The following is a 24,076-nucleotide window of genomic DNA, read 5'->3' as shown; positions in this document are numbered from 1 at the left end:
TGTTTTACACTTTAGCGCTTAACCAATGATTGAAAGAAACGACGCCTAAGGAAAGCATGGAAATCTTTTTTACTATTCTCATCATGACGCTGGTCGTGTCGCTCTCTGGCGTCGCGGCCCGCATTCTCCCTTTTCAGATCCCGTTGCCGCTGGTGCAGATCGCCGTAGGTGCGATGCTGGCCTGGCCAACATTTGGTCTGCATGTCGACTTTGATCCGGAACTGTTTCTGGTGCTGTTCATCCCGCCGCTGCTGTTCGCAGATGGCTGGAAAACGCCGATCAGTGAGTTCCTGCATCATGGTCGAGAAATCATCGGCTTAGCGCTGGCGCTGGTGCTGATTACCGTGATCGGCATCGGCTATCTGATCTACTGGCTGGTGCCGGGGATCCCGCTAATCCCCGCCTTTGCGCTGGCGGCGGTGCTGTCGCCGACCGATGCCGTGGCACTCTCCGGCATTGTCGGTGAAGGTCGCATTCCCAAGAAGATTATGTCGATTGTGCAGGGTGAAGCCCTGATGAATGATGCTTCGGGCCTGGTATCACTGAAGTTTGCCGTCGCCGTCGCCATGGGCACCATGGTGTTTACCTGGGGCGGTGCCAGCGTTGAGTTCCTGAAAGTCGCGGTAGGCGGCCTGATTGCCGGTGTGGCGATCTGCTGGCTGTACGGTAAATCGCTGCGCCTGCTCAGCCGCTGGAGCGGGGATGACCCGGCGACACAGACCGTGCTGCTGCTGCTCCTGCCATTCGCCTCTTATCTGATTGCCGAACATCTGGGCGTCTCAGGCATCCTGGCAGCGGTCGCGGCCGGTATGACCATCACCCGTTCCGGCATTATTCGTCAGGCTCCGCTGGCGATGCGGCTGCGTGCCAACAGTGTCTGGCAGATGCTGGAGTTCGTGTTCAACGGCATGGTGTTCCTGATGCTGGGCCTGCAGCTGCCGGACATTCTGCAGACCTCGATCGACCAGGCGCAGGCCGACCCGAATGTGGAACTCTGGATGCTGTTCGCCGATATCGGGCTGGTCTATGCCGCGCTGATGATCGTGCGCTTTGGCTGGCTGTGGATTATGCAGCGCTTCAGCAAACGCCTGCTGAAGAAGAAGCCGCTGGAGTTTTCAAACTACTCGCTGCGTGAACTGCTGATCGCCTCGTTTGCCGGGGTACGCGGTGCAATCACCCTGGCCGGTGTGCTCTCTATCCCGCTGTTCCTGACCAACGGCGAGCCTTTCCCGGCGCGTTATGAGTTGGTGTTTATCGCCACAGGCGTGATTCTGTTCTCGCTGCTGGTAGGGGTAGTGATCCTGCCAATTCTGCTGCGCGGCATTGATAGTATCGACAAAGGTGCACATCGCCGTGAGCTGCAGAATGCCCGTGCGGTGATGGCAGGTGCAGCGATTGAGAGCCTGCACAAGATGGAAGAGCGGCTGGAGAATGAGTCAGAAGAGAACATCGATCCGGAACTGCTGAAAGAGGTCAGTCTGCGCGTGATTGGCAACTTACGTCGCCGCGCCGAAGGCAAGAATGATCTTGAACATGCATTGTTTGCTGAGAACCTTGAGCGTCGTTTCCGCCTGACCGGGCTGCGTGCCGAACGTGCAGAGGTCTATCATCTGCGCGCCACCCAGCAGATCTCCAATGAGACGATGCAGAAGTTGCTGCACGACCTGGATCTTCTGGAAACACTGCTGATCGAAAAAGAAGAGTAAGCCCTGGCTGGCACGCCTGTGGATTCATGCGGGCGTGCCAGCTTTTCACACCGACAGGCGCGGCGGTTCATCCGGCCAGTGTTCGCGACAACAGTTGATCCACGCCTGCGCACTGCGTGACAGATAACTCCCTTCCCGCCAGATCAATCCCAGACTCCATTTCAGCTCCGACTCCAGCGGCAGCCACAATAGCGACTGCTTATCCAGCCGCTGACAGATCGGCTCCGGCAGAATCGCCAGCCCCATCTCCGCCTGCACCATTGCCGCCAGAAAATCCCACTGACCGCTGCGCACTGCCACCGTTGGCGTCAGGCTGAGCCGCTGAAACGCCTGCATCAGCTGACGATTCAGTGAAAACTCCTCATTGAAAATCAGCAACGGGTGCTCTGCCAGCTCTGCCAGTCCTATCTGCTGGCGGCTGAGCCACGCCGGGCGGCGCGGCAGCAGCACGCAGAGCGGATGATGCATCAGAGGCAGGGTATTCAGCGGCAGCTCGGCATCGACCGGCAGCGCGGTCAGAGCGATATCCAGACTGCCCGCCAGCACCGCCTGCTGTACGGTCAGACCGCCGAATTCAGAGATTTTCAGCTTCACACCGGGATAGCGGCGGCGAAACGCGGAAATCGATCCGGCGATCTGCATACCGACCATCGGCGGAATACCCAGTCGCAGCTCACCGGTTTTGAGCTGGTTGATGTCACCAATCTCCGCCTCAAGCTGATGAAACTCCTGCAGGATTGCCAGGCCGCGCTGATAAACCGCCTGCCCGCTGTCGGTGAGGTGCAGGCGACGGCCATCCCGCAGGATCAGCGTACAGCCCAGTTCCTCCTCCAGCTGACGCAGCATTTTGCTGATGGTCGGCTGCGTCACAAACAGCTTTTGCGCCGCACGGGTAAAGCTCTGCTGGCGGACCACTTCAGTAAAGTAGCGTAGGGCGCGGACATCCATAACTATTCCTTTCAGGCATGATTGCGATAATTTTAATTCATTTTTTTCACCTTCTGTTGACGATTTATACTGCGACATCAGTTTAATCGGGGGAGACAAGGTGATGGCGTTAGCGCTCACTCCACGCAGTATCCGTGCAGTGCAATGGCTCAGCCTGCCGCTTCAGCTGGGTTTCTATATCGGCCTGTTTATCGCCAGCGACCGGCTGGTGAGCTGGCTGAAGCTGCCGCTGCCCGCCAATATCGTCGGGATGCTGCTGCTGCTGACCTTAATCGTGACGCGGGTTGTGCCGCTGAACTGGGTAAAAGCCGGATCGCGCTGGCTGCTGGCCGAGATGCTGCTGTTCTTTATCCCGGCGGTGGTGGCGGTAGTAAATTATGGCGATCTGCTGCGCGTCGATGGCTGGCGTATCTGCGTAGTGATTGGCGTCAGTACGCTGCTGGTGCTGGCTTCCACCGCCTGGGTGGTGGACCGGCTCTATCAGTATGAAGTCGCGCGCGCCGCGCGTAAGCAGGATCCTCATGCGTGATTTTCTGCTCAGCCTGCTGTGTGTAGCGGTTACGCTGCTGGTGTATGCGCTGAATAAACGGCTTTACCGCCGCTGGCGTACGCTGCTGTTAATGCCGCTGGTGATGACGCCGCTGGTACTGGTGGCGCTGCTGCTGCTGACCCACATCAGCTGGCAGGATTACATTGCAGAAAACCACTGGCTGCTCTGGCTGCTGGGACCGGCGACGCTGGCGTTTGCGGTGCCGGTCTATGAGAACGTAGCGATTATAAAGCGCCACTGGCTCTCTCTGAGCGCGGGCGTTCTGACCGCCACGCTGGTCGCCGTCTGCAGTTCGGTCTGGCTGGCGCGGCTGCTAACCCTGCCGGAGTCAATCCAGCGCAGTCTGGCCGTGCGTTCCATTACTACGCCTTTTGCGCTGGCCGCAGCCGGGCCGATTGGCGGTCAGCCCGATCTGGTGGCGCTGTTTGTGGTCATCACTGGCGTGTTTGGCATGGCAGTGGGTGACGTGCTGTTTCTGCGCATCGCGATTAAGCAGGGGGTGGCGAAAGGAGCAGGCTTTGGTGCCGCGTCACACGGTGCCGGCACCGCTCGCGCTTATCAGCTTGGGCAGCAGGAGGGCGTCGTCGCCAGCCTGGTCATGATGCTCTCGGGGGTGGTGACCGTGATACTGGCCCCGGTGATTGGACACCTGATGTGGACAATATAGTCTACACTGCGTTGCGCAGAGACAGCTGCAATTCTGAACGCGACACGTATTTTTACGTAAAGTTTCCCGGATTTTGTTGTCTCCCCGTTTCAGGCTGTTAACCTTGCGGCCGAATTAATTGTCCTTCACGGAGTGGAATCATGTTTAAGCATCTTGTTACCGGGAGCGCCCTCGGGCTGGTTTTACTGAGCGGTGCCGCTCAGGCGATTGAAGGTAGTGTTGATGTCAGCGAACACAATACCAACCTGAATCTGGGTCTGGGCACCACTACACCCGGTCTGTTTCTGAAAGGTAACTGGCTGCGTAGCGACCATGATGGCAGCACCTACGGTGCCGGTCTGGGCTACAACGTTGACTTCGGGCCGCTGCGTCTGGCACCGACCGCAAAAGCGATCTTTACCCATCCGGAAGATGGAAAAGATGGATTTGCGGTGGCGGTGGGCGGTGCAGCACACTACAGCCTGAACAGCATGTGGGGCCTGTATGGTGAATATTATTATGCGCCAGAGTCGTTCACCGATCAGCTCGACAGCTATCAGGAAGCCGCTGGCGGCCTGAGCTTCACGCCGGTTTCACTGCTTAACCTGCGTGTGGGTTATCAGTACATCGAACTGAACAACAAAGATGGACGTAAAGATAACGTGCTGGTCGATGGCCCTTACGTGGGTGCATCACTGCGCTTCTGATTCTGTTGCGTGAAAGAAAAGGGCGACTCCCCAGGTAGTCGCCCTTTTTTATTGCCTGATCGTTATGAACGAAAAGCCACAATCAGTGCGCCTTGCCCTGTTCAATACCGGTGCCGGTCTGCGAGCGAATAAATTGCGCGCGGAAGCGGGAACGCTCCTCTGCGCCCTGCTGCGAATGGTCGGTAATGGAGAAAAGCCAGATGCCGACAAAAGCCACCACCATCGAGAACAGCGCCGGATACTCATACGGGAAAATCGCCGTGGCGTTGCCCAGTACCTGTACCCACACGGTCGGGCCGAGGATCATCAGGATAACGGCGGTCAGCAGACCGAGCCAGCCGCCTACCATCGCGCCGCGCGTGGTGAGTTTTGACCAGTACATCGACAGCAGGATGATCGGGAAGTTACAGCTGGCCGCAATCGAGAAGGCCAGCCCGACCATAAAGGCGATGTTCTGCTTCTCAAACAGAATACCCAGCGCAATCGCCACCACACCCAACGCCAGCACGGTGATTTTGGACACCCGCAGCTCATCTTTCTCGCTCGCCTGGCCTTTACGATAGACGCTGGCGTAGAGGTCATGCGACACCGCCGACGCGCCCGCCAGGGTTAAGCCCGCGACCACCGCCAGAATCGTGGCGAAGGCAACCGCAGAGATAAAGCCCAGGAAGGTGCTGCCGCCAACTGCGTTAGCCAGATGTACTGCTGCCATATTGGTGCCGCCAATCAGCGCGCCGCTGGCATCTTTAAAGGCCGGGTTCGCACCCACCAGCAGAATCGCACCGAAGCCGATAATAAAGGTCAGGAAGTAAAAGTAGCCCATAAAGCCGGTGGCCCAGAAGACGCTTTTACGCGCCTCTTTGGCATCCGCGACGGTGAAGAAGCGCATCAGAATATGCGGTAAACCTGCCGTACCAAACATCAACCCCAGCCCCAGCGACAGCGCCGAGATAGGATCTTTGACCAGCCCGCCAGGCTGCATAATCGCGATGCCTTTGGGATGAACCGCCATCGCCTCAGTGAACAGCGTGTTAAAGCTGAAGTTGGCCGCCTTCATCACCATTACTGCCATAAAGGAGGCACCAAATAGCAGCAGCACCGCTTTGATGATCTGCACCCAGGTGGTCGCCAGCATGCCGCCAAACAGCACATACATCACCATCAGAATGCCGACCAGAACCACCGCAACATGGTAGTTCAGGCCGAACAGCAGCTGGATAAGTTTACCGGCACCCACCATCTGCGCGATCAGGTAGAGCGCCACTACCACCAGCGAACCGCAGGCTGACAGGGTACGAATCGGCATCTGCTTCAAACGATAGGAGGCGACATCGGCAAAGGTGTAGCGGCCCAGGTTGCGCAGCCGCTCGGCGATTAAAAACAGAATCATCGGCCAGCCGACCAGGAAGCCGAGCGAGTAGATCAGTCCGTCATAGCCTGAGGTGTAAACCAGCGCTGAAATGCCCAGGAACGAAGCCGCTGACATGAAGTCACCCGCCATCGCCAGGCCATTCTGGAAGCCGGTGATATTGCCGCCAGCGGTGTAGTAGTCGTTACGCGATCGGGTTCGCTTTGACGCCCAGTAAGTAATTCCCAGCGTAGCGCCGACGAAAATCGTAAACATGATAATCGCCTGATAGTTGGTTGCCTGGCGCTGCACCGCACCGGTGATCGCATCAGCGGCCAGCGCTGAAAACGGCAACATTAAGGCCAGCAGCCATAAAGTGAGACGAGTCATGATTTCACCTCACTGAGGATCGCTTTGGTTAAACGGTCAAACTCACCGTTGGCGCGCCAGACATAGACGCCGGTCAGCACAAACGACATCACAATCAGCCCGACACCAATCGGGATACCGCGGGTGACGTTAGTGCCGGCATGCAGCGGCGTGCCGAGCCAGCCGGGAGCAAAGGCAATCAGCAGGATAAAGCCAACATAGAGCACCAGCATGATCAGCGACAGCAGCGTCGCGAACGTCTGGCGTTTACGGACTAACTCATGAAAACGGGGATTACGTTCAATCTGCTGATTGATTGCATCCTGATTCGAAAGGGCGTCATTCATCACATTTTCTCCAGAGGGCTTGCACGCGAGAATCTCACGACAGGGCGCGGATTCAGCTGGTTATAATAGTTGTGACTACCGAAACAGACTGCGTAGGGCGGGTGTGGCGGGAAGCGATCTTCCCGCCGGACAGCATGCGTTTAAGGCATTTTGATCGACTGTTTCTCCTCAAGCAGTTTTTCGACGACGCCAGGATCGGCAAGGGTCGAGGTATCACCCAGGTTACTGGTATCGCCGGTGGCAATTTTGCGCAGAATACGGCGCATGATTTTGCCGGACCGCGTTTTCGGCAGTGAGTCAGTCCAGTGCAGCACATCCGGTGTGGCTATCGGGCCAATCTCTTTACGGACCCACTGGCGCACTTCGGTGTACAACTCCGGCGACGGCTCTTCGCCATGATTCAGCGTGATATAGGCGTAAATCGCCTGGCCTTTAATGCTGTGCGGAATCCCGACCACGGCCGCTTCGGCAATTTTAGGATGCGACACCAGCGCCGATTCAATTTCGGCAGTGCCAAGACGGTGACCGGAGACGTTGAGCACGTCGTCGACACGTCCGGTGATCCAGTAGTAGCCATCTTCATCGCGACGGGCACCGTCACCACTGAAGTAGACGTTTTTAAAGGTAGAGAAGTAGGTCTGCTCGAAACGGTCATGGTCGCCAAAGAGGGTGCGCGCCTGTCCCGGCCAGGACTCGGTGATCACCAGATTGCCTTCACAGGCACCTTCCTGTGGCTGACCTTCGTTATCCACCAGCGCCGGTTGCACACCAAAGAACGGCCGGGTGGCGGAACCCGCTTTCAGCTCGGTCGCACCCGGCAACGGCGTGATCATGAAGCCGCCGGTTTCGGTCTGCCACCAGGTATCCACTATCGGGCAACGGCTGTTGCCGATTTTCTTGTAGTACCACTCCCAGGCTTCCGGGTTAATGGGCTCACCGACCGATCCCATAATGCGCAGGCTGCTGCGATCGGTACCTTCAATGGCCTTATCCCCTTCCGCCATCAGCGCACGGATGGCGGTGGGTGCGGTATAGAGCAGGGTGACTTTATGTTTATCGACCACTTCCGCCATGCGGCTCGGCGCTGGCCAGTTCGGCACCCCTTCAAACATCAGCGTGGTGGCACCACACGCCAGCGGGCCATAAACCAGATAGCTGTGTCCTGTTACCCAGCCGACATCGGCGGTGCACCAGTAGATGTCATCCTGATGGTAATCAAAGACGAACTTAAAGGTGGTGGCGGCATAGACCAGATAACCGCCTGTGGTATGCAGCACGCCTTTGGGTTTGCCGGTGGAGCCGGAGGTATAAAGGATAAACAGCGGATCTTCCGCGCCGACTTCGGCTGCAGAGTGATTGGTGCTGGCGTCCCGCATCAGGTCATGCCACCACCGATCGCGGCCTTCAACCCAGCCCACATCTTTACCGGTGCGCTGGAACACCACCACGTTTTTCACGCTGGTGACATTCGGGTTTTTTAACGCGTCATCGACATTTTTCTTCAGCGGAATGCTGCGACCGGCGCGGATCCCTTCATCGGCGGTAATGACCAGCGAGGCGCTGGAGTCGACGATGCGGCCAGCGACCGCTTCCGGTGAGAAGCCGCCAAAGATCACGGAGTGAACGGCACCGATACGGGCACAGGCCAGCATCGCCACCGCCGCTTCCGGCACCATCGGCATGTAGATTGCCACCACGTCGCCTTTTTTTACTTCCAGCAACTCAAGCACATTGGCGAAGCGACAGACTTCAGTATGCAGCTGGCGGAAGGTCAGAGTTTTGCTTTCGCTGGCGTCGTCGCCTTCCCAGATAATCGCCGGGTGATCGCCGCGCGTTGCTAAATGGCGGTCAAGGCAGTTTGCCGCCAGGTTGAGCGTGCCATCTTCGTACCAGCGAATGTTAATGTTACCTGGCGCAAACGAGCAATTTTTCACCTTGCTGTAAGGCTTAATCCAGTCAAGGATTTTGCCCTGTTCGCCCCAGAAACTGTCTGGATCGTCGACAGAATGCTGATACATCGCCTGGTACTGTTCAGCCGTAATCAGGGTGTTTGCTGCAATGTTCTCTGGAACGGGATGAATGTGATTTTGGCTCATAGCGGATCTCCTAGAAGATGTTAATGATATGTCAATCAATGGTTAATTGAAGCCTGTGCCATAGCTTTGTTTCTTTTTTGCGCCACAGATCACGAGATAAACCTCTTCGGGAGAAGCGTGAAGCCGTTCTGATATTTCCGGTTAACTCTCTGGCGGCGATGGGGAATTAAGAAGGGGTATCACTCGGGATTGGGCTGGATAAAAAGCAAGCAAACGCGCCTGACGCGTTTTTAACCCACTTTGCATAGCTATGCGGAAATTCATCTAAGTATTACTTTTCATAACAGCAGGTTAGGGATTTTTAACGCTGGCAGCACTTTATGCTACTTAGCTGGCTAACTTTTAATCGGATCTGCCAGGGGTTGCATTTACTACAGTGAAAATGGTACTTATCTCGCCCCTGTTCTGCAGGTATCAACTCAGACCGCGTCTGAAAATGGGTATGGGAATCATCAGATTTTCATACGAGGCGCTGTTTCTAAACACCCTCTAATTTACCGGGCTTTTTGCTCACTCCCTGTGTGTATTGTCTTCTGCACCTTCGCAGTAGAGAGAAACGGGTTTTGACTGAGGAAATTACGCGTTATGAAAGGTTTTAAAATCAGCCTGGCCTGGCAGATTCTGACAGCCCTGGTGCTCGGCATCGTTGTGGGTGCTGTGTTGCATAATCAGCCAGACAATCGTGAATGGTTAGTCACCAACATTCTCAGTCCTGCAGGCGATATCTTTATTCATCTTATCAAGATGATTGTGGTACCGATTGTGATTTCATCCCTGATTGTCGGCATCGCTGGCGTGGGTGATGCAAAGAAGCTGGGACGCATCGGCGTCAAAACAATTCTCTACTTTGAAGTGATCACCACCATTGCCATTGTAGTCGGTATTACGCTGGCCAACGTATTTCAACCCGGCACCGGCATTGATATGTCAACGCTGGCAACGGTGGACATCTCTAAATATGAAGCGACAACGGCAGAGGTACAGGGCGGTCCGCATAGCCTGGTGACTACCATTCTGTCGCTGATCCCGCAGAATATTTTCGCCTCTATGGCAAAAGGCGACATGCTGCCGATTATCTTTTTCTCGGTGCTGTTTGGCTTAGGCCTGTCGTCACTGCCGTCAGAACAGCGCGATCCGCTGGTGAACCTGTTCCGTGGTATCTCTGAAGCGATGTTTAAAGTAACGCACATGATCATGCGTTATGCGCCGGTCGGTGTGTTTGCGCTGATCGCGGTGACAATTGCTAACTTCGGTTTTGCCTCGCTGTGGCCACTGGCTAAGCTGGTGCTGCTGGTTTACGCCGCGATTCTGTTCTTCGCGTTTGTGGTGCTGGGCGGGGTAGCGCGCTTCTGTAAGCTGCGCATCACTACGTTGATGCGTATTCTGAAAGATGAGCTGATTCTCTCTTACTCCACGTCCAGCTCGGAAACCGTGTTGCCGCGCATCATGGAGAAGATGGAAGCCTACGGCGCGCCGAAAGCGATCACCAGCTTCGTGGTGCCGACCGGTTATTCATTTAACCTGGATGGTTCAACGCTGTATCAGAGTATCGCGGCGATCTTTATTGCGCAGCTGTACGGCATCGATCTGTCGCTGACCGATGAAATTGTGCTGGTCCTGACGCTGATGGTGACCTCGAAAGGTATCGCTGGCGTGCCAGGCGTTTCGTTTGTGGTGCTGCTGGCTACGCTGGGCAGCGTCGGCATTCCGCTGGAAGGTCTGGCGTTTATCGCCGGTGTTGACCGCATCATGGACATGGCGCGTACCGCGCTGAACGTGGTCGGCAACGCGCTGGCGGTGCTGGTGATTGCCCGCTGGGAAAACCAGTTCGACGCCGAACAGGCGAAAGAGTACGAGCTGCAACTGCGGACGCAGACCGCAAGTTGAGAACAGCGTTAGCGTAAAGAAGGGCTCAACGAAAGTTGGGCCCTTTTTGTTTGTGTGGCTTAGTTCTACAGGGTCGATAATGCAGAAATCAAAGACCAGCATTTGTGCCGTTCAGTCGGACACAATGGCGGGCTGCGTAAACTCCTCCCTGGGCCCCCGGCCGCCGGTTTACTCGCCTCATAGATGACGAATGCGTCTTTACGATCAGGTGAACCTTTTCTGACCGGCTCCGATTTCCCGGCAACGCTACTCACAGACCCTGCGGCCAAACCGGAATGCGCAGCATTTAAACCCCGTATACCAGTTACCCTGCTTAAACTCAACGCTGTCACGCCCACTCCCCGCAACATGATTTACTCCACATCCATTGAAAAAAGATCTCACCCAATGAATTAATCATTCGTTATGATGTTTGGTAATTTGAATAATTTATTCCTTTGCGGAGCCCACTATGAAACTCGACCTCAGCCAGATGATCACCGAAGGCCGCAATCCGGCCAGCCAGAACATTGATGAACTCTCCACCGAAGCGATGCTGCGCGTCATTAATGATGAAGATAAAAAGGTGGCACTGGCGGTTGAGGCCATCGTGCCGCAGATCGCCACCGCCGTTGACGCCATCTGCACGGCATTTAAAGCTGGAGGACGGCTGATCTATTGCGGCGCAGGCACCTCCGGGCGACTCGGCATCCTGGATGCCAGCGAATGCCCACCCACCTTTGGTACACCCCGCGAGCAGGTTATTGGCCTGATTGCCGGCGGTCATACCGCTATATTGCAGGCGGTTGAAAATGCCGAAGATAACCGGGAGCAGGGTGCGCAGGATCTGAAGGATATCCACTTCAGCCGCCACGATGTGCTGGTCGGTATCGCCGCCAGCGGTCGCACACCTTATGTGCTGGGCGCGCTGGCTTACGCTAACGAGCTTGGCGCAACTACCGTGTCGCTCACCTGTAATCCGGGCAGCGCCATGTCGCAGGTTGCCGCGATTGCGCTCACGCCAGTGGTTGGCCCGGAAGTGGTCACTGGCTCCTCACGGATGAAAGCGGGTACGGCGCAAAAACTGGTGCTCAACATGCTCACCACCGGGTCAATGATCCGTAGCGGAAAAGTGTACGGCAACCTGATGGTTGATGTGGAAGCGACCAATCAGAAACTGGTGCAGCGCCAGGTCAACATCGTCATGCAGGCCACGGATTGTGATGATGCAACGGCCAGCGCCGCGCTCACCGCCTGCGGTGGACACTGCAAAACCGCAATCCTGATGGTGCTGGCTGACCTGGCCGCCGATGAGGCGAAAGCGCTGCTCAGTCAGCATCAGGGCTTTATCCGTCAGGCGCTGCAGGCAGCGGGAGCACGCTAATGGCGAAAATCACCGAGGCACTGTTGCGTGACATCCTGCAGGCGGTCGGTGGCGCGCAAAATATCGTGGCCTGTGGTCACTGCATGACGCGGCTTCGGCTGACGCTCAATCAGCCGGAACAGGTCGACCTGACTCAGCTAAAAAGTCTGCCGGGCGTATTAGGCGTTATCGATAGCGAGGCGCAGTTTCAGATTGTCCTGGGGCCGGGCAAAGCGCAAACCGCGGCCGAGGGAATGCAGAGCCTGCTGACAGAGGGCGATACCGCGCCGGAACCGCAGGGCGGAACGGCAGAACTTAGCCAGCTGGCAGCGCAACAGAAGCAGCAGCTCAAAGCGAAGCAGACCAGCGGCGTGCATCAGTTCCTGTCGCGCTTCGCCACCATCTTCACCCCGCTGATTCCGGGCTTCATCGGCGCGGGACTGCTGCTGGGATTTGCCACGCTGATTGAGCAAAGCCTCCACCTTAATGTGTCCGGCGACCACGCGCCCTGGCTGCTGCACACCGTGGCGTACATGAAGGTCTTCGGCAAAGGGCTGTTTACCTTTCTCAGCATCCTGATTGGCTACAACGCGCAAAAAGCCTTTGGCGGCAGCGGCGTCAATGGTGCCATCATCGCTTCGCTGTTTGTGCTTGGCTATGTGCCCACGGCCACCACCGGCTACTACAGCGGCATGGAGAGCTTCTTTGGCCTGACGATCGACCCGCGCGGCAATATTATCGGCGTGCTGATGGCGGCAGTTATCGGGGCGGGGATTGAGAAACAGCTGCGCAAAATCATTCCCGACAACCTCGATATGATCCTGACTTCACTGTTTACGCTGGTGATTACCGGGGCCATCACCTATCTGTTTATCATGCCACTGGGTGGTGAACTGTTTAAGGGGATGTCGTGGCTGTTTATCCACCTCAATAACAATCCCTTTGGCTGTGCGCTGCTGGCCGGGCTGTTCCTGATCGCGGTGATGTTCGGCATTCATCAGGGCTTTATTCCGGTCTACTTTGCGCTGATGGAAACGCAGGGTTTTAACTCGCTGTTCCCGATTCTGGCGATGGCGGGCGCAGGTCAGGTCGGCGCATCAGTGGCGCTGTGGTGCAAAGCCGGAAAAGGGGCGCTGCTGCGGGCGCAGATCAAAGGTGCCATTGTGCCCGGCCTGCTGGGTGTCGGAGAACCACTGATCTACGGCGTCACGCTGCCGCGCCTCAAGCCCTTTATCACCGCCTGCGGTGGCGGCGCGCTGGGCGGTTTCTTTATCGGGCTGGTAGCGTGGCTGGGTTTGCCGGTTGGAATGAATACGGTATTCGGACCTTCCGGCCTGGTCACGCTGCCGCTGATGACCTCCAGCCAGGGGATTTTCGCCGGTATGGCGGTTTACCTGGCCGGACTGATCGTGGCCTGGGTCGGCGGATTCCTGCTGACCTGGTGGTTCGGCACCCGAAATGTTGACCTCAGCTGACTGGCTGCCGGAATTCTGAAATCCGGCTAACGGATGAATAATCACCTAAAAATGTGAAAGCCGCTGCAAAGCGGCTTTTTTATTGCCAGTAATTTAACTTAATCGCTAAAGAGTAGGCGGACGCATGCCGAAAACATAAAAAAAGGTAATCGTTATCTCTCAGCCCCTCGTTTTCACGCTGACACGCAGACTGTCACGTGCAGGACGTCGGGTCTTCAAGGACTTTTGATGCGTAACAACCAGCCTGTCTCTCAGCGTGAATATCAGTTTGACGATCATGCGACACTGATGTCGACCACCGATCTCAACAGCCACATCACCTATGCCAACGACGCCTTCATCGAAGCGAGTGGATTCTCTGCCGAAGAGATCAACGGCCAGCCGCATAACATGGTGCGTCATCCCGATATGCCACCAGAAGCGTTTGCTGACATGTGGGCGACGCTGAAACAGGGTGAACCCTGGACTGCGCTGGTCAAGAACCGCCGTAAAAATGGCGATCACTACTGGGTGCGGGCTAATGCCATTCCGGTGGTGCGCGACGGTAAAGTGCAGGGCTATATGTCAGTACGCACCAAACCCACGGCAGAGGAAATACGTCAGACCGAAACGCTCTATCAGGATTTTCGTGAAGGCCGGGCCAGAGGGCGACGTTTTTACAAAGGCCTGCTGGTTCGCAGTGGCTGGCGTCGTTCCGCCTCCATTCTGAAAACGCTGCCCCTGCGCTGGCGGATCCGCAGTACGCTGCTGGCGTTACTGCCCCTTTCGGTGGCAGGCGTCTGGGCGCTGGGCATGACGCACACAGCACTGGCTGGTTTTACCGCAGGCATGGCTGGGCTGCTTCTGCTCAGCAGCCTGTGGCTGGAGCAGCAGATTTCACGCCCTATCGAGCGGATGTGCAAACAGGCGCTGAGCGTGGCGACCGGTGCGAGTCACAAAGTTGAGCAGATGGATCGCGTTGATGAGGTCGGTGTCACACTGCGCGCTATCGGTCAGCTCGGATTGATGTTCCGCTGGCTGGTCGATGATGTCAGCGGTCAGGCGATCAACGTGCTGAGTGCCAGCGACGCCATCGCCCGCAGCAACAACGAACTCAGTCGCCGTACCGAGCAGGCAGCGGCCAACGTGCAGCAGACCGCGGCCACCATGAATGAAATGACCGCCACAGTGAAGAGCAATACCGAAACCGCGCACGAGGCGAATAGCCTCTCAGCCAGCACCAGCCACGCTGCCAGCAAAGGCGGCGAGGTGATGACCGAGATGATGGGCATGATGGGCGAAATTGCCGACAGTTCAAAGCGGATTGCCAATATTACCAGCGTTATCGATGGCATTGCTTTCCAGACTAACATACTGGCGCTGAACGCCGCAGTAGAAGCGGCGCGGGCTGGTGAGCAGGGCAAAGGCTTTGCGGTGGTGGCAGGCGAAGTCCGTAGCCTCGCACAGCGCAGCGCCAAAGCCGCCAGCGAAATTAAAATGCTGGTCGAAACCAGCGGCAGCCGGGTCCAGTCGGGCAATGAGCACGCCAGCGCAGCAGGCCGGACGATGCAGGATATCGTGTCACAGGTGCAGAATGTCACCTCACTGATCGCCCAGATCAGCGCCGCCACGGCCGAACAGGCGACCGCGCTCAGCGAAGTCAGTTCAGCGGTGGAAGATCTTGATGACATCACCCATCAGAACGCCGCTCGCGTGACAGAAAGCGCCGAGGCGTCAGGTCGCATGACCCATCAGGCTAACCGGCTGGTGGAAGCGATCAGCGTGTTTCGTTAAGAGAAAAAATTACGAGGCCAGCGCCTGCGTGCCTTCGCGTCCGGTACGCAATGCCCCTGGCGATTGCCCGACAATCCGCTTAAAGGCACGACTGAATGCCGCAATTGAGCCGTAGCCGAGATGATAGGCCACGGCTTCCACCGCTTCGCCATTGTTTACGATCCGCTGCACCGCCAGCCGCATCCGCAACTCGGTCAGATATCGCAGCGGCGTCATGCCGGTAGCCGTGAGAAAACGTCCGGCGAACACCGAACGCGAACAGCCCGCCACGCTGGCGAGTCGCGCCACCGTCCAGTTTTCGCCCGGCTCCCGATGCATCGCGGCAATCGCCTGGCTCAGACGCGGATCGCGCATCGCCTGTACCAGCCCGCTACTCTGGCCGCAGCCATTCTCTACCCAGCCGCGAACTATCAGCGCGGCAACCACATCCGCCAGGCGCGACAGAATTCCGGCAAATCCCGCCTGGCGGGTGCGCGACTCCCGCTCCATCGCCGCCAGAATCGGCTGAATCTCCGGGTACTGCGACAGCAGGGTACTCACCAGCATCACATCCGGCATGGTAGTGATCAGTGGTTGCATACCGCCAAGCTCAAACGCCATGCAGGCGCTGAACAGCAGCACGCTGTGCTCGTCATCACAGGCATCTTCCGGTGCGGCAATCGCGCAGACGCTGTCGCAAATCGGCTTACTCGCCATGTTCTTAATACACTGGCAGTCCGCCTCCTCACTGGAGATCAGGCTGTGCGGCTTACCGTGCGGCACCAGCAGCGCATCGCCGCTGTTGAGCTGAAACAGTTCGCCGGAGGCGCTGCGCACCAGCAGTGAGCCGCGCCCGACAAAGTGAAACTGCGCCCGCCCCGGCGCATGCTCATAATGCAACCCGAACGGCGCGCTTACCGCGATACGCTGATAGTTCACGCCATACAGACGCATTCCCATCAGCAGCTCACTGGTCAGATCTCCATAGTGGCTCATACGATTCCGGACGAATTATCAAAAATGAAGGTGTAAGCATCATAGATCGTCCTGACGCTCCACTCTATGCTCACACTCACTTTTTTATCTTCCGGAGAAGCAGCATGAGTCTGACAACCGAAGTGGCTGATGAGGTTTCCTCGCCGACCCGTCCCGCCTGGGGCGCGGTATTTGCTATGGCGTTTGGGGTGTTCAGCCTGATTACCGCCGAATTTTTACCCGTGAGTCTGTTGACGCCAATGGCCCACAGCCTGGGCGTTTCAGAAGGGCAGGCGGGACAGACCGTCACCATCACCGCGCTGGTGGCGCTGTTTACCAGTCTGGTCACCGGCAGCGTTACGCGGCGTATCGATCGCCGCATTGTCATGCTGGTGTTTTCGCTATTGCTGATTGCTTCGGCGCTGATGGTGGCGTTTGCGGCTGACCTGACGGTGATCCTGCTGGCGCGGGTGCTGCTGGGAATGGCCATCGGCGGCTTCTGGACGCTCTCAACGGCCATCACCATGCGCCTGGTACCCACTGACCAGGTACCGCGTGCGCTCTCTATTGTCTTCAGCGGCATCTCACTGGCGACGATTATCGCCACGCCACTTGGCAGCTATCTCGGCGGAGTGGTGGGCTGGCGTAACATCTTTATGCTGACCGCCGGACTGGGTGCGGTGGCACTGCTGTGGCAGTTCTTTACCCTGCCCGCCATGCCGGCAGAGAACAAAGCCCGCAATGGCGGCGTGCTGGCGCTCCTGCGTATCGGCGTGATGCGCTGGGGCATGCTGGCGGTGATCATGATGTTTACCGGCCACTTCGCTTTCTTCACCTATCTGCGTCCGTTCCTGGAAGGCGTTGCACAGCTCAGCCTTAATCAGCTGTCGCTGGCGCTGCTCGCCTTTGGCGTGGCGAACTTCTTTGGTACCTCGCTGGCGGGTTTTCTGGTCACCCGCAGCGTATCGCTGACGCTGAGCGGGATGGCGCTGTTAATGAGTGTCACGGCGCTGATGCTGGTGAGCTTTGGCGATGTCAGCTGGATGGTAGGCGCAGGTGTGGCAATCTGGGGGATGGCATTTGGTTCGATGCCAACCGGCTGGTCAACCTGGATTTCACGCGCGGTGCCGGATGACGCGGAATCGGGCGGCGGGTTACTGGTCGCCACCATTCAACTGGCGATTACCGTCGGCGCGGCAGCAGGCGGCTGGATGTTTGACCTGCGCGGAGCAGGCGGCGTGTTCGTTGCCAGTGGTGTGCTGATGCTGCTGGCCGCACTGACCATCTTCACTCGGGTGCGGCATCACGGTTAATCTTCTGAAGGTAGCGCATTATGCTGCCTTTTTTTATAGATGCGGGTGATTAACCTTTTGAGCGATAACTGTGCGATACGTGCTTTTTATGCTCAATTTTACTGAAAGAGTTAAGCAAAATCCTCCGCTTTTTACTGATCAACTTCCGGACTAATATATCTATCAACAAGGCATCACGCCTTACCTGATAAAAATTAAACGAGGAATTGACCATGAAATCTATCAAAACTTTTGCAGCTGTTATCGCGCTTTCTGTTCTGCCATTCGCCAGCTTCGCCCAATCTGTGACCGCCATCGACTCTACGCTGGATGGTGCGGAAGCGAAAATTGCTGCCCAGGCGCAGGAAGCTGGTGCTTCATATAAAATCACTGAAGCTTACACCAACAACGGCGTTCACATGACCGCTGAACTGCTGAAATAAAACGTTCTACCCTCTTGTGCTGACAGGACGCCTCCGGGCGTCCTGGCTTCGTTTCTCCGCGAATAATCCTGTCCCTTTCCTTCATAAATAATTATCATTCTCAAAAAAAGTAAATCAGCCTGTGTGTCAGGCCTTTCTGGTTGCAATGTTGGGCTTTCTTATCACTGCGTCTGCAGTGAATTAACTCTGGAGAAGTTATGAAAGCGATTACCATTACGCGCCGGACCCTGCGTCCGCTGTTACTGGCTACGGCCCTGTTCTCTGCCTCTGGATGGCTGGCAGCGCAGGCGGCGGATCTTAATCAGTCAGTGGGTAAAGGTGTTTATGAACTGGCGGTCAGCCCGAAAGACAACGCGCTGTTCGTGGCGACAGCGCAGAACAGCAGCGGTAACGGCGGCACGGTTTTCCGTCTCGACCCGGCGACGCTGGGGGTGCAGCAGGCAATCCACACTGAGCTGAAATCGTTTGGTGCGGCGATCAACCCCCAAACCAACGTGCTTTATATCGGTAACACCGTAAACGGTTCGGTGACCGCTATCGACGCCAGTAGCGGCAAGGTACTGAATACGCTGGTGCTGGATAGCCGTCCGCGCAGTGAGGCCGTGCGTCCGCTGCAGCCACGCCAGGTGGCGGTTGATGCGAAAACTAACCGGGTGTATATCACCGGACTGGGACCGCAGAGCGTGGTCTGGGTGGTGGATGGCAGCACGATGAAACTTGTCAGCACCATCCCGAATACCGGCAAAATGGGCACCGGTCTGGCTGTGGATGCCGACGCGCAAAAGATCTACGTCACTAATGCTGATGGCGAACTGGTAACCATTAATGCACGTACAAATGCGGTTGAGAAGAAGCAGAAGATTGACGGCGATAAAGAGCACTTCTTCCTGAACATTGCGCTGGATACGCATGGTCAACGCGCTTTCCTGACGGATTCAAAGCAGGCGCAGGTGCTGGTGGTTGATCTGCGTAATCAGCAGGTGATTCAGCGGATTGATGTGCCGGAATCGCTGGCGGTGCTGTTCAATGGTGATCGCGATGAGCTTTATGTTACTCATCGCAAAGCGGGGGAAGTCAGCATCATCGACGCCAGCAGCTATAAGGTGAAGCGCACGGTAAAAACCCCGGCGTTGCCTAACAGTCTGGCACTCTCGGCAGACGGCAAGGTGCTTTATGTCAGCGTGAAACAGCCTGGCTCGCGTAAGGCGCCGCCAAAAAATCCTGACAGCGTGATGCGTATTGCACTGTAAGGCGTGACGTCCCGGACACTGCTGTATTGAAGCTGTTTTACATCCGGTCTTTGTAAACGAGAAAGCCACTCTGACGAGTGGCTTTTTTATTTTCAAAGCCGGTTTGAGGTCTGGAATATCCTTTTGCCCTGGCGGCCCGCGAGACACTTGCCTTTATAGCGAACAGGCTATAGCATCATTTATAGCTTATTCGCTATAAGCGATGTTGCGATGTGGGATGTGGATACAACCAAAAGATTTGATGAGTGGTTTAAGGCTCAGAGTGAGGAACTGAAGGAGGATATGCTCGCCGCGATAGTTATCCTGTCTGAGTATGGGCCGCATTTAGCGAGGCCGTTTGCTGATACCGTAGACGGCTCTGATTTTCCGAATATGAAAGAATTAAGAGTACAGCATCAAGGCAAACCGATACGGGCCTTCTTTGCTTTTGATCCTTCTCGCCGTGGCATTGTGTTGTGTGCAGGCGATAAAACCGGGGTTAAGGAAAAGAAATTCTATAAAGACATGATCAAATTGGCAGATGCTGAATTCCGCAAATATTTGAATGGAGGGGATAATGGCTAATTTAAAAGAGCTGATGGCAAATCAAAGTCCGGAGAGTCGCGAACGCATTGCCAAAAAAGTCGATGCAATGCGGCAGGCTATCGCGCTACACATGTTGCGCGAAGAACTTAACCTGTCACAGACAGAGATGGCGCAGGCAATGGGTGTGAAACAGCCAACTATCGCCAGAATGGAACAGGCTGATAATGATCCCCGCCTTTCTACGCTGAAGCGTTACGTTACGGCTCTGGGAGGCGAGATAAGTATCGATGTCAAATTGCCGACAGGCAAAAGAATAGCTTTTGATCTGTGATTAAATGAGAGAAGCCACATTAACGTGGCTTCTCTCTTTCCAACCCGTTACACCTCTTCCGATGCCTCGCGCTTCATCTCATCATGGGGTACATCATCCAGAATCTGCTCAAAGCTGCGCAGACGCTTGTAGATCGACATCAGTTCGATCAGCGTCGACCAGGAGGCGATCAGATACTGGAACGAGCCACGCACCTGATCAAACACGTTGGTAATCTGGTTAAGTAAGCCCAGCGTAATAGTGCCTGCCACAATCGACGGGAAAAGCAGGAACAGACCAAACACGTTATCGACCTGCAGATAGAGAATGCGGGTGATGTTGAAGTAGAGATAGTGGAAGTAGAGACGGAAGTAGTTAACCCGCACCCGGCTAAACAGTTCCTGTACGGTCTGCGGTTGTGCACGATCGGCATTGTCTTCGCCGTAGACCAGCTCTTTACGGTAGGCGGCTTCAACCCGCTGATTACGGAACTCCAGCCCTGGCAGCTTAATTCCGACCAGCGCCAGCAAGCCGGTGCCGAATACAGACCAGAGCACTGCGGCAATTACCAGCGCGTAAGGAATATTGCCGAGGAACGGGATATCTTTTACGTGATGTGACAGCGCCACCAGTACCGGCAAAAACGCCACCAGCGTCATAATCGCCTGAATAAAACTGACACCCCAGTTTTCCAGCGTCGTTGCAAACCGCATGGTGTCTTCCTGCACACGCTGTGCGGCACCTTCCACATGACGCAGCCGCTGCCAGTTGTGCATGTAGTAGTTATTCATGGCGGTACGCCAGCGGAAAACCCAGTGGCTGATAAAGAAGGAGTTGAGAACGCCAATCACCACCGCAATTAAGGCAATGCCGAGAAACGCGATAACCTGATGGTAAAACTCGGCAATCTGCACCGATCCCGCTTTGGTCAGCGCTTTCTGTATCAGATCATAGAACGGACCATACCAGGCATTAATAGCCACCCCCACCTGCACGCCAAACCAGGTGACAAAGATAATCAGCGCGGAACCCCACACTGACCAGCGTTGCCACGGATGTGCATCAATCAGCCGCCAGGCCAGGGCAAAAATGGCGACCATGATCCAGTAATAGAGATAAAACCAAATCTGACTCGCGGCGATAAAACGTGCCGCTGTGGTCGGTAAAGGTTCTTTCATTGCCGCTTCAAAAGTCGGCCACATGCCGGGCAGATGCGCGGCAAAGCCGAACCAGGCAAAAATCGCTACTAAGCTCCAGACAGCCGCAGAGCTGAAAAACAGCGCTGGCCGCGGAAAAAAAGACTTAAACATAGGCACTCCGCTGTTGTGTGTTGCCTGTTATAACGTTTTTGACGTGGCGCTGTCTGTAGTCTGTTGTTTCTGCTCATGACAGGACGGTGATAGATGTTAATGAAATTGTGCGGTTTTGTTTCGTGGAACTAAATCTTTGTGAATGGCAGTGTTACAATATGCTGGCTTGTTACCGGTAACAAGCCAGATGCTACCCTGAATTTGCTGATAAAAACCATTACAACGCAACCATTTATTTTTCATACCGCCGGATAGGGCGGGAATGAGGCAATGTCATGTCAGAACAAAAAAAAGGTCATTCACGCAGGGATTTTTTGCTGAAGACGATTACCCTGGCGCCTGCAATGGCGGTAGGTTCCACGGCGATGGGCGCGCTCTCTCTGCCGCTCGCCGCACAGGCGGCTGAAACCCCGGCCGCGCCACAGCAGGCGCGTGATTACCAGCCGAACTGGTTCACCGCCGAAGAGTTCGCCTTTATCACGGCCGCCGTAGCGCGTCTGATCCCCAGTGATGAACGCGGGCCGGGTGCGCTGGAAGCCGGCGTGCCGGAGTTTATTGATCGTCAGATGAACACGCCGTATGCCACAGGCTCGAACTGGTATATGCAGGGGCCGTTTAATCCCGATCTGCCGAAAGAGCTGGGCTATCAGTTGCCGCTGGTGCCACAGCAGATCTACCGTCTCGGGCTGGCCGATGCCGACAACTACAGTAAAAAGCAGCACGGCAAGGTGTTCGCCGAGCTCAGCGGCGAGCAGCAGGATGCCTTACTGCAGGCGATGGAGAGTGGCAGTGCGGAATTCAGCCAGCTGCCAGCAAAAGTTTTCTTCAGCTTCCTGCTGCAGAACACACGCGAAGGCTTCTTCAGCGATCCCATCCACGGCGGGAATCAGGGCATGGTCGGCTGGAAGCTGATTAACTTCCCTGGCGCACGCGCCGACTTTATGGACTGGGTAGAGCGCGGCGAACGGTATCCGTTCCCGTCAGTGTCGATTCGCGGGGAGAGAAGCTAAGCATGGCTAACGAAATGAAAAAAGTGGATGCGGTGATTGTCGGCTTCGGCTGGGCAGGCGCGATTATGGCGAAAGAGCTGACCGAAGCGGGCCTTCACGTGCTGGCGCTGGAGCGCGGACCGCATCGCGATACCTATCCTGATGGCTCCTATCCGCAGTCCATTGATGAGCTGACCTATAACGTTCGCAAAAAGCTGTTCCAGGATCTCTCTAAAAGCACCGTAACCATTCGTCATGACGCCTCGCAGACGGCTGTTCCCTATCGCCAGCTGGCGGCGTTTCTGCCAGGCACCGGCACAGGTGGCGCAGGTCTGCACTGGTCCGGCGTTCATTTCCGTGTCGATCCGGTTGAACTGCGGATGCGCAGCCATTACGAAGAGCGCTATGGTAAGAACTTTATCCCGGAGGGCATGACGATTCAGGATTTCGGCGTCAGCTACGATGAGCTTGAGCCGTTCTTCGACAAGGCAGAAAAAGTCTTTGGCACCTCCGGCAGCGCCTGGAGCATTAAGGGGAAGGTGGTCGGCAAAGATAAAGGCGGCAACCCGTTTGCGCCGGATCGCTCCGATAACTTCCCGCTGCCCGCGCAGAAGCGTACTTATTCAGCGCAGCTGTTTGCTCAGGCCGCTGAGTCGGTCGGCTATCATCCTTACGATCTGCCGTCCGCCAACACATCGGGCCCTTATACCAACACCTATGGCGCGCAGATGGGGCCATGCAACTTCTGCGGTTACTGCAGCGGCTACGCCTGCTACATGTATTCCAAAGCGTCGCCTAATGTGAACATCCTGCCCGCGCTGCGTCAGGAGCCGAAGTTCGAGCTGCGCAATAACTCTTATGTGCTGCGGGTTAATCTCAGCGATGACAAAACGCGCGCGACCGGCGTGACCTATGTGGATGGGCAGGGTCGCGAGCAGGTCCAGTCCGCTGACCTGGTGATCCTGTCCGCCTTCCAGTTCCATAATGTGCATCTGATGCTGCTGTCGGGCATCGGTAAACCGTACAATCCGATCACTAACGAAGGCACCGTAGGCCGCAACTTCGCTTATCAGAACCTCTCCACGCTCAAGGCGCTGTTTGATAAAAACACCACCACCAATCCGTTCATCGGTGCGGGTGGCGCGGGCGTCGGCATTGATGATTTCAATGCGGATAACTTCGACCACGGGCCGCTGGGCTTTGTCGGCGGTTCGCCATTCTGGGTCAACCAGGCGGGTACCAAACCGATCTCCGGTCTGCCGGTGCCAGCGGGCACACCTAACTGGGGCAGCCAATGGAAAGCGGCGGTGGCGGATACTTACACCCACCACCTGTCGATGGATGCGCACGGCGCACACCAGTCCTATCGCGCTAACTACCTCGATCTCGATCCTCACTATAAAGATGCCTATGGACAGCCGCTGCTGCGCATGACCTTTGACTGGCAGGAGAACGACATCAAGATGGCGCAGTTTATGGTCGGTAAGATGCGCAACATCGCCGAAGCGATGAACCCGAAGATGATCATCGGCGGCGCGAAAAAGCCGGGCACCCATTTTGACTCTACGGTGTATCAGACCACCCACATCAGTGGCGGGGCGATCATGGGAGACGATCCCAAAACCAGTGCGGTGAACCGTTATCTGCAAAGCTGGGATGTGCCAAATGTGTTTGTACCGGGCGCATCCGCCTTCCCGCAGGGACTGGGTTATAACCCGACCGGCATGGTGGCGGCGCTGACCTACTGGTCAGCCAAAGCGATTCGCGAGCACTACCTGAAAAACCCTGGTCCACTGGTGCAGGCATAAG

The 24,076-nt window shown here is 56.3% G+C and carries 21 protein-coding genes; 15 read left to right on the top strand and 6 right to left on the bottom strand.

Annotated elements, in window-relative coordinates; genetic code table 11:
• The first annotated feature begins 56 nt into the window (after positions 1–56).
• Positions 57–1,706 carry a Na+/H+ antiporter gene (locus K6R05_RS17245; protein WP_161733554.1) on the top strand — a complete coding sequence of 550 codons (1,650 nt, stop codon included), beginning with the start codon at positions 57–59 and terminating at the stop codon, positions 1,704–1,706.
• A gap of 45 nt (positions 1,707–1,751) precedes the next feature.
• Here K6R05_RS17245 and K6R05_RS17240 read toward each other — a convergent pair whose 3' ends face one another.
• Entirely contained in the window at positions 1,752–2,654 is a 903-nt protein-coding gene (locus K6R05_RS17240; RefSeq protein WP_222924722.1) for a LysR family transcriptional regulator, read from the bottom strand.
• A gap of 103 nt (positions 2,655–2,757) precedes the next feature.
• On the opposite strand from K6R05_RS17240, the gene K6R05_RS17235 reads away from it, so the two are divergent.
• The 3 genes from K6R05_RS17235 to K6R05_RS17225 all read left to right on the top strand — a co-directional run bounded on the left by K6R05_RS17235 (position 2,758) and on the right by K6R05_RS17225 (position 4,557).
• Positions 2,758–3,183 (top strand): CidA/LrgA family protein, encoded by a 426-nt coding sequence (locus tag K6R05_RS17235; RefSeq protein ID WP_222924721.1) that lies wholly within the window; start codon positions 2,758–2,760, stop codon positions 3,181–3,183.
• Positions 3,176–3,871, top strand: a complete 696-nt coding sequence (locus K6R05_RS17230) for an LrgB family protein (protein WP_150038354.1) — start codon at positions 3,176–3,178, stop codon at positions 3,869–3,871. Before K6R05_RS17235 ends, K6R05_RS17230 begins: the two co-directional genes overlap by 8 nt.
• 140 nt (positions 3,872–4,011) lie before the next feature.
• A complete protein-coding gene (locus K6R05_RS17225) occupies positions 4,012–4,557 on the top strand; it encodes a YfaZ family outer membrane protein (protein WP_150011995.1) in 546 nt (181 codons plus the stop codon).
• Between the two features lie 82 nt (positions 4,558–4,639).
• Here the strand turns inward: K6R05_RS17225 and K6R05_RS17220 are convergent, their stop codons facing one another.
• The 3 genes from K6R05_RS17220 to acs all read right to left on the bottom strand — a co-directional run bounded on the left by K6R05_RS17220 (position 4,640) and on the right by acs (position 8,717).
• Entirely contained in the window at positions 4,640–6,295 is a 1,656-nt protein-coding gene (locus K6R05_RS17220) for a cation acetate symporter (protein WP_222924720.1), read from the bottom strand.
• Positions 6,292–6,621, bottom strand: coding sequence for a DUF485 domain-containing protein (locus K6R05_RS17215; RefSeq protein ID WP_222924719.1), 330 nt, complete (start codon positions 6,619–6,621; stop codon positions 6,292–6,294). The genes K6R05_RS17220 and K6R05_RS17215 overlap by 4 nt, the downstream gene beginning before the upstream one ends.
• Before the next feature lie 140 nt (positions 6,622–6,761).
• Positions 6,762–8,717 (bottom strand): acetate--CoA ligase, encoded by a 1,956-nt coding sequence (acs, locus tag K6R05_RS17210; RefSeq protein WP_161733564.1) that lies wholly within the window; start codon positions 8,715–8,717, stop codon positions 6,762–6,764.
• A 585-nt stretch (positions 8,718–9,302) separates the two neighbouring features.
• On the opposite strand from acs, the gene gltP reads away from it, so the two are divergent.
• From gltP to K6R05_RS17190, 4 genes are all read left to right on the top strand, one after another.
• The gene (gene gltP, locus K6R05_RS17205; protein WP_161733566.1) at positions 9,303–10,604 is read left to right on the top strand and encodes a glutamate/aspartate:proton symporter GltP; all 1,302 of its coding nucleotides are present in this window, start codon (positions 9,303–9,305) and stop codon (positions 10,602–10,604) included.
• A gap of 451 nt (positions 10,605–11,055) precedes the next feature.
• Positions 11,056–11,967 (top strand): N-acetylmuramic acid 6-phosphate etherase, encoded by a 912-nt coding sequence (gene murQ, locus K6R05_RS17200; protein ID WP_161733568.1) that lies wholly within the window; start codon positions 11,056–11,058, stop codon positions 11,965–11,967.
• Complete coding sequence (murP, locus tag K6R05_RS17195; protein ID WP_161733570.1) at positions 11,967–13,421, top strand: PTS N-acetylmuramic acid transporter subunit IIBC; 1,455 nt, start codon at positions 11,967–11,969, stop codon at positions 13,419–13,421. The genes murQ and murP overlap by 1 nt, the downstream gene beginning before the upstream one ends.
• Before the next feature lie 228 nt (positions 13,422–13,649).
• Positions 13,650–15,194: a methyl-accepting chemotaxis protein gene (locus tag K6R05_RS17190; protein ID WP_161733572.1), complete on the top strand. Its 1,545-nt coding sequence runs from the start codon at positions 13,650–13,652 to the stop codon at positions 15,192–15,194.
• Between the two features lie 9 nt (positions 15,195–15,203).
• Here K6R05_RS17190 and K6R05_RS17185 read toward each other — a convergent pair whose 3' ends face one another.
• Positions 15,204–16,169 carry an AraC family transcriptional regulator gene (locus K6R05_RS17185; RefSeq protein WP_161733574.1) on the bottom strand — a complete coding sequence of 322 codons (966 nt, stop codon included), beginning with the start codon at positions 16,167–16,169 and terminating at the stop codon, positions 15,204–15,206.
• A 104-nt stretch (positions 16,170–16,273) separates the two neighbouring features.
• On the opposite strand from K6R05_RS17185, the gene K6R05_RS17180 reads away from it, so the two are divergent.
• The 5 genes from K6R05_RS17180 (at position 16,274) to K6R05_RS17160 (ending at position 19,989) form a co-directional block, all read left to right on the top strand.
• Positions 16,274–17,461, top strand: a complete 1,188-nt coding sequence (locus K6R05_RS17180; protein ID WP_161733576.1) for an MFS transporter — start codon at positions 16,274–16,276, stop codon at positions 17,459–17,461.
• A gap of 212 nt (positions 17,462–17,673) precedes the next feature.
• On the top strand, positions 17,674–17,883 hold the full coding sequence (locus tag K6R05_RS17175) for a YdgH/BhsA/McbA family protein (RefSeq protein ID WP_009092571.1): 210 nt from the start codon (positions 17,674–17,676) through the stop codon (positions 17,881–17,883).
• Between the two features lie 197 nt (positions 17,884–18,080).
• Positions 18,081–19,133: a 7-bladed beta-propeller protein YncE gene (gene yncE, locus K6R05_RS17170; RefSeq protein WP_161733578.1), complete on the top strand. Its 1,053-nt coding sequence runs from the start codon at positions 18,081–18,083 to the stop codon at positions 19,131–19,133.
• A gap of 210 nt (positions 19,134–19,343) precedes the next feature.
• On the top strand, positions 19,344–19,697 hold the full coding sequence (locus K6R05_RS17165; protein WP_022625232.1) for a type II toxin-antitoxin system RelE/ParE family toxin: 354 nt from the start codon (positions 19,344–19,346) through the stop codon (positions 19,695–19,697).
• The gene (locus K6R05_RS17160; RefSeq protein ID WP_161733580.1) at positions 19,690–19,989 is read left to right on the top strand and encodes a helix-turn-helix domain-containing protein; all 300 of its coding nucleotides are present in this window, start codon (positions 19,690–19,692) and stop codon (positions 19,987–19,989) included. Before K6R05_RS17165 ends, K6R05_RS17160 begins: the two co-directional genes overlap by 8 nt.
• Positions 19,990–20,036: 47 nt before the next feature.
• Here K6R05_RS17160 and sbmA read toward each other — a convergent pair whose 3' ends face one another.
• Entirely contained in the window at positions 20,037–21,278 is a 1,242-nt protein-coding gene (sbmA, locus tag K6R05_RS17155; protein WP_161733582.1) for a peptide antibiotic transporter SbmA, read from the bottom strand.
• 275 nt (positions 21,279–21,553) lie between these two features.
• On the opposite strand from sbmA, the gene K6R05_RS17150 reads away from it, so the two are divergent.
• Both K6R05_RS17150 and K6R05_RS17145 read left to right on the top strand, forming a co-directional pair.
• Complete coding sequence (locus K6R05_RS17150; RefSeq protein ID WP_161733584.1) at positions 21,554–22,288, top strand: gluconate 2-dehydrogenase subunit 3 family protein; 735 nt, start codon at positions 21,554–21,556, stop codon at positions 22,286–22,288.
• A 2-nt stretch (positions 22,289–22,290) separates the two neighbouring features.
• Entirely contained in the window at positions 22,291–24,075 is a 1,785-nt protein-coding gene (locus K6R05_RS17145) for a GMC family oxidoreductase (protein WP_161733586.1), read from the top strand.
• The last annotated feature ends 1 nt before the right edge of the window (position 24,076 follow it).

The sequence above is a fragment of the Pantoea alfalfae genome (genome assembly GCF_019880205.1).
Taxonomy (GTDB): Bacteria; Pseudomonadota; Gammaproteobacteria; order Enterobacterales; family Enterobacteriaceae; genus Pantoea; species Pantoea alfalfae.
Note: the sequence above shows the minus strand (reverse complement) of the source record. Positions and strands in the feature narration are given on the sequence as shown.

Excerpts from the sequence above, each read along its gene's own strand:
- K6R05_RS17245 (WP_161733554.1), top strand. The coding sequence starts at position 57 with ATGGAAATCTTTTTTACTATTCTCATCATGACGCTGGTCGTGTCGCTC.
- K6R05_RS17240 (WP_222924722.1), bottom strand. The coding sequence starts at position 2,654 with ATGGATGTCCGCGCCCTACGCTACTTTACTGAAGTGGTCCGCCAGCAG.
- K6R05_RS17235 (WP_222924721.1), top strand. The coding sequence starts at position 2,758 with ATGGCGTTAGCGCTCACTCCACGCAGTATCCGTGCAGTGCAATGGCTC.
- K6R05_RS17230 (WP_150038354.1), top strand. The coding sequence starts at position 3,176 with ATGCGTGATTTTCTGCTCAGCCTGCTGTGTGTAGCGGTTACGCTGCTG.
- K6R05_RS17225 (WP_150011995.1), top strand. The coding sequence starts at position 4,012 with ATGTTTAAGCATCTTGTTACCGGGAGCGCCCTCGGGCTGGTTTTACTG.
- K6R05_RS17220 (WP_222924720.1), bottom strand. The coding sequence starts at position 6,295 with ATGACTCGTCTCACTTTATGGCTGCTGGCCTTAATGTTGCCGTTTTCA.
- K6R05_RS17215 (WP_222924719.1), bottom strand. The coding sequence starts at position 6,621 with ATGAATGACGCCCTTTCGAATCAGGATGCAATCAATCAGCAGATTGAA.
- acs (WP_161733564.1), bottom strand. The coding sequence starts at position 8,717 with ATGAGCCAAAATCACATTCATCCCGTTCCAGAGAACATTGCAGCAAAC.
- gltP (WP_161733566.1), top strand. The coding sequence starts at position 9,303 with ATGAAAGGTTTTAAAATCAGCCTGGCCTGGCAGATTCTGACAGCCCTG.
- murQ (WP_161733568.1), top strand. The coding sequence starts at position 11,056 with ATGAAACTCGACCTCAGCCAGATGATCACCGAAGGCCGCAATCCGGCC.
- murP (WP_161733570.1), top strand. The coding sequence starts at position 11,967 with ATGGCGAAAATCACCGAGGCACTGTTGCGTGACATCCTGCAGGCGGTC.
- K6R05_RS17190 (WP_161733572.1), top strand. The coding sequence starts at position 13,650 with ATGCGTAACAACCAGCCTGTCTCTCAGCGTGAATATCAGTTTGACGAT.
- K6R05_RS17185 (WP_161733574.1), bottom strand. The coding sequence starts at position 16,169 with ATGAGCCACTATGGAGATCTGACCAGTGAGCTGCTGATGGGAATGCGT.
- K6R05_RS17180 (WP_161733576.1), top strand. The coding sequence starts at position 16,274 with ATGAGTCTGACAACCGAAGTGGCTGATGAGGTTTCCTCGCCGACCCGT.
- K6R05_RS17175 (WP_009092571.1), top strand. The coding sequence starts at position 17,674 with ATGAAATCTATCAAAACTTTTGCAGCTGTTATCGCGCTTTCTGTTCTG.
- yncE (WP_161733578.1), top strand. The coding sequence starts at position 18,081 with ATGAAAGCGATTACCATTACGCGCCGGACCCTGCGTCCGCTGTTACTG.
- K6R05_RS17165 (WP_022625232.1), top strand. The coding sequence starts at position 19,344 with ATGTGGGATGTGGATACAACCAAAAGATTTGATGAGTGGTTTAAGGCT.
- K6R05_RS17160 (WP_161733580.1), top strand. The coding sequence starts at position 19,690 with ATGGCTAATTTAAAAGAGCTGATGGCAAATCAAAGTCCGGAGAGTCGC.
- sbmA (WP_161733582.1), bottom strand. The coding sequence starts at position 21,278 with ATGTTTAAGTCTTTTTTTCCGCGGCCAGCGCTGTTTTTCAGCTCTGCG.
- K6R05_RS17150 (WP_161733584.1), top strand. The coding sequence starts at position 21,554 with ATGTCAGAACAAAAAAAAGGTCATTCACGCAGGGATTTTTTGCTGAAG.
- K6R05_RS17145 (WP_161733586.1), top strand. The coding sequence starts at position 22,291 with ATGGCTAACGAAATGAAAAAAGTGGATGCGGTGATTGTCGGCTTCGGC.